The 4198-nt window shown below is 59.0% G+C and carries 4 protein-coding genes and 1 pseudogene; 2 read left to right on the top strand and 3 right to left on the bottom strand.

Going from position 1 to position 4198, the window contains the following annotated elements:
* Positions 1-153: 153 nt before the first annotated feature.
* Entirely contained in the window at positions 154-594 is a 441-nt protein-coding gene (locus BZK31_RS28340; RefSeq protein WP_071117966.1) for a carboxymuconolactone decarboxylase family protein, read from the bottom strand.
* 223 nt (positions 595-817) lie between these two features.
* On the opposite strand from BZK31_RS28340, the gene BZK31_RS28335 reads away from it, so the two are divergent.
* Both BZK31_RS28335 and BZK31_RS28330 read left to right on the top strand, forming a co-directional pair.
* Complete coding sequence (locus BZK31_RS28335; RefSeq protein WP_023082273.1) at positions 818-2161, top strand: IS1380 family transposase; 1344 nt, start codon at positions 818-820, stop codon at positions 2159-2161.
* 156 nt (positions 2162-2317) lie between these two features.
* Complete coding sequence (locus BZK31_RS28330) at positions 2318-2968, top strand: TetR/AcrR family transcriptional regulator (protein WP_079388470.1); 651 nt, start codon at positions 2318-2320, stop codon at positions 2966-2968.
* Positions 2969-2995: 27 nt separating this feature from the next.
* Here BZK31_RS28330 and rfbA read toward each other — a convergent pair whose 3' ends face one another.
* Entirely contained in the window at positions 2996-3880 is an 885-nt protein-coding gene (gene rfbA / locus BZK31_RS28325) for a glucose-1-phosphate thymidylyltransferase RfbA (protein WP_023082278.1), read from the bottom strand.
* Positions 3877-4198 (bottom strand): annotated as a pseudogene (locus tag BZK31_RS29615) (GDP-mannose 4,6-dehydratase); the annotation flags it as partial. The pseudogene BZK31_RS29615 and the gene rfbA, both read right to left, overlap by 4 nt.

Below are 4198 nucleotides of genomic sequence, written 5' to 3'. Positions count from 1 at the left end.
CAATCTTTGCAACAGAGCCAGGACTGGTTCCAAATTCTGCCGCTATGGCGGGCAACATGGACTGGTTGAAGTACACGTTTGCCACAGTCAATGCGGACGCGACAGCCATTAGGCTTATCGCTAATCCGCTGAGCTGATCCTCGGACCTGATATTCATGCCTTGGCACCATCAGCGACCTGAGAGTGTGGCCCCAAGACTTGTGCCGCCGCCGAAATTGCGGCGAGTGCTGTGGGAACACCTGCAACAATCGCTACCTGGGTAAGAACGCCGAAAATCTGGTCTCGGGTTGCACCCGCGCGTACCGCAGTGGGGACATGAAATTTGATGACATCAATTCCCGTTGCGCCCAACGCCGCGCCGGCTGCGATGATAACGAGTTCCCGGGTTTTCAAATCCAAATCGGTGCGGCTGTATACATCGCCGAAGACCCACTCAATCACATAGCGACCAAAATCAGGCGAGCTATCCTTGAATCCATCAAGGTATGCCTCCGTGGGAATGCCGGTGACTGCGGCGAATGTAGCAGATCCCCTGGCGAAACGGTCCTTTGAGACCTCAGCAGGCAAAGCGACGCTGGAATTTACGACTGACATACCCTATCTCCTCGTTTGCACTGCACCGTGCAGTCTCCAAAACATACATTGCACAGTGCAGTGCAGTCAAGGAAGGTGATGATCATCGTGAACGAAATTAGCCCGTCTTATTCATGAGGGCGGTGGATCGAAGCTGGCGAGCGTAGCGTAAAGCATTGATCTGGCTTAGGGATTGGGTGCTCACACCAACCTTCTTCACCCCATCGAGCCCGCCACGCCCGCCATGTCCGATCTTGACGCACTTCCGTTCGCGTTTCCATCCGTGAGAGCCAAGAAGCTCACAGCCGCCTTCGACGGCGGGCGCCTGACCTCGGACGGCGGCGTCCTGCTGCTGGCTCAGGCGGCCCGGCGGATGCGGATTGCCGACAAGCTCGCCGCGGTGATCCCGGACCGGCGCGATCCGAGCCGGATCGTGCACCCGCTGCCCGAGATCCTCCTGGCGCGCATCCTGGCCATCGCCTGCGGGTATGAGGACGCGGACGACCTCGACCACCTGCGCGCCGACCCCGCCTTCAAGCTCGCCTGCGGGCGCCTGCCCGAGAGCGGCGCGGACCTGATGAGCCAGCCCACCGTCTCGCGGCTGGAGAACACGCCGGACCTGCGCGACCTGATCCGGCTCGGGCGCGTGCTGGTCGACCTGTACTGCGCCAGCTACGCCGTGCCTCCAGCCGCCGTCACCCTGGACATCGACGACACCTGCGACGTGGTCCACGGCCAGCAGCAGTTGTCGTTGTTCAACGCCCACCACGATGCGCGCTGCTTTCTGCCCATCCACGTCTACGACACCGCCACCGCGCGCCCGGTGGCGATGATCCTGCGGCCGGGCAAGACGCCGTCCGGCCGCGAGGTGCGGGGCCATCTGCGCCGCCTCCTCAGGGCCATCCGCCGCCATTGGCCGACGACCGCGATCACGATCCGGGGCGACGGCCATTACGGCCGGCCCGAGGTCATGGACTGGTGCGAAGACAACGGCGTCGCCTACGTCTTCGGCCTGACCGGCACCAAGGCGCTGGCCGCCAAGGTCGAGGATATCGCCGATACCATCCGGGTGGTGCGGGCCATCGGCGACAAGGATGCGGTGCGCGGCTTTGCCGAGACCACGCACGCAGCCAAGTCCTGGCGGCAGGAACGTCGCGTCGCGGCTCGCATCGAAGCCACGCGGCTCGGCCTCGACATCCGCTACGTGGTCACCAACATCGAAACCGGCACGCCCGAATGGCTCTATGCCGAGCTCTACTGCGCCCGCGGCCAGGCCGAGAACCTGATCAAGCTCCACAAGGGCCAGCTCGCCTCCGACCGTACCTCGTGCCGGAACCCCGCCGCCAACCAGATGCGCCTCGTGCTGCACACCGCTGCCTATTGGCTGATGCTGACCGTGCGCGAGGCCATCCCGATCACCCATCGCTTGGCCAAGGCCGAGTTCGCCACGATCCGGTTGCGCCTGCTCAAACTCGGGGCCCGCGTCCGCGAGACCGCGGCCCGCGTCCGTCTCGCCTTTGCCGCAGCCAGCCCCGAGGCCGACCTGCTGCGCCACTTGGCGATCGCGCTCGCCCCGGCACCGGCCTGACCCATGGGGCAGAGACGCCCCGACGAACCCACGCCCGTCCCTCCAGCGCCAACAAAACGACCCCGATCCACACGCGTCAGGCAGACGCGCGATCCCGCTCGCCGTCAGCCCAGAACCCACCGTCCGCCATTGTCCGATGAATAAGACGGGTTAGCGATTCCCCCCCGCAGCGCCGGTCCCTCAACTCGCAGCGACATACCGAAACGAGAGGGAATCCTGGATGCCGCAACGCGCGTCTTCCTCGCGCGAGGCTTTGAAGACACGAGCATGGACCTGGTTGCGCGGGAGGCCTCAGTTGCGCGCCGAACTGTCTACAACCAGTTCGAAAGCAAGGAGGCGCTGTTTATCGCATCCGTAGAGCGAGTATGGAGTGAATTTCCCGTTGTGGAAATTACCGCTGATGAGTCTGTTCTAAGCGATCCGGCGGCTGGTCTGAAGCGGATTGGGGATGCCGTTGTGGATTTTTGGGAACCGCCGATTGCTGTGGCTTTTCTTCGTATGGTTATTAGTGAGGGAACCCGGTTTCCCGACCTGCCAACAACCTTCTTTGAAGCAGGGAAGGCGCCGGCAATGCGAGCTCTGGTAGAGTACCTGAGAACCTTAAGTGCGAACCGCGTGCTTCATGTCGAAGATGCGGAACTTGCAGCTTCACAGTTCTTAGGTTTGCTGAACGAGCCCCTTCTTTGGCTACGAGTTATCGGTATTGGGGATGCTCCATCGAAGGAGCGACGTGAGAAAGTGGTTGCCGAAGGCGTGAGCATGTTCCTCTCTCGCTATGGAAAGCGGCAAATATTGCCAGACAGCTAGGATGTTCACGCCCTAAAAATCATATTTTTATATCAAGGCGTAGCTGTCATCGTGAACCAAGCTCAAAAGGTATTGGCCGTAATTCGTCTTTGCTAGTAGATTTCCGGCTTTCTCGATGACCTCTGGCGTCACCCAGCCTTTCCGATAGGCAATTTCTTCGGGGCATGCGACTTGGAGATTTTGTCGGTCTTGAACTACTCGGACAAACTCACTTGCCTCAAGCAAGGAAGCGTGTGTTCCTGTATCAAACCAGCCATATCCTCGGCCTAACCTGACAACCGAGCACAAACCATTTTCTAAGTAGATATTGTTTACTGATGTTATTTCGAGTTCACCTCTATCGGAAGGTTTTATCGATTTGGCGATCTGCGAAGCATTGCCATCATAGAAATACAGCCCTGTAACGGCCCAATTTGACCTGGGGTTTGCGGGTTTCTCCTCTATGGTGACGGCTTTTCCCTCGCGGTCGAAGCTGACAACCCCATAACGCTCCGGATCGCGTACATGATAGGCAAACAGGCACGCTCCATGACCGGCTGTTGCTGCATCGGTCAGCTCGGCCCCGAGGCCATCACCATAGAAGATGTTGTCACCTAACACGAGCGCGCAGGGCTGTCCGGCGAGGAAACTTTCACCGATGAGCAACGCTTGAGCCAACCCATCTGGAGATGGCTGTGCTGCATAAGACAAGTTCAAACCCCATTGGCTCCCGTCGCGAAGCACCTGCTTATAAGCGTCCTGATCCTTCGGCGTCGTAATAACAAGAATGTCTCTGATACCGGCTAGCATCAGTGTGCTCAGGGGAAAGTACACCATTGGCTTGTCATACACAGGTAGGAGCTGCTTACTCGTTCCGAGAGTCACGGGATGTAAACGGGTGCCCGATCCGCCGGCGAGGATTATACCTCTCATTGGACTATCTCCTTTTGACTATCTTTTGCACCGAGGCCTAGGCGCTCGACGTGATGACCACGATCAAGAATATCCTGCCACCACCATGAGTTCTTTAGATACCATTCAACGGTATCGCGAATGCCAATTTCGAATGTACGACTTGGGAGCCATCCTAGATCCCGACTTATCTTGCTTGCATCGATGGCATAACGTTTATCGTGGCCGCGGCGATCTTCTACATAGGTGATTAGATCGCGACGCCGGCGTCCTGAAACGGGGGGAGCGAATTCGTCTAGAAGGTCACAGATCGTTTGTACGGCTCTGTTGCAAAGATTG

The sequence above is a fragment of the Pseudomonas floridensis genome, from assembly GCF_002087235.1.
Taxonomy (GTDB): Bacteria; Pseudomonadota; Gammaproteobacteria; order Pseudomonadales; family Pseudomonadaceae; genus Aquipseudomonas; species Aquipseudomonas floridensis.
Note: the sequence above shows the minus strand (reverse complement) of the source record. Positions and strands in the feature narration are given on the sequence as shown.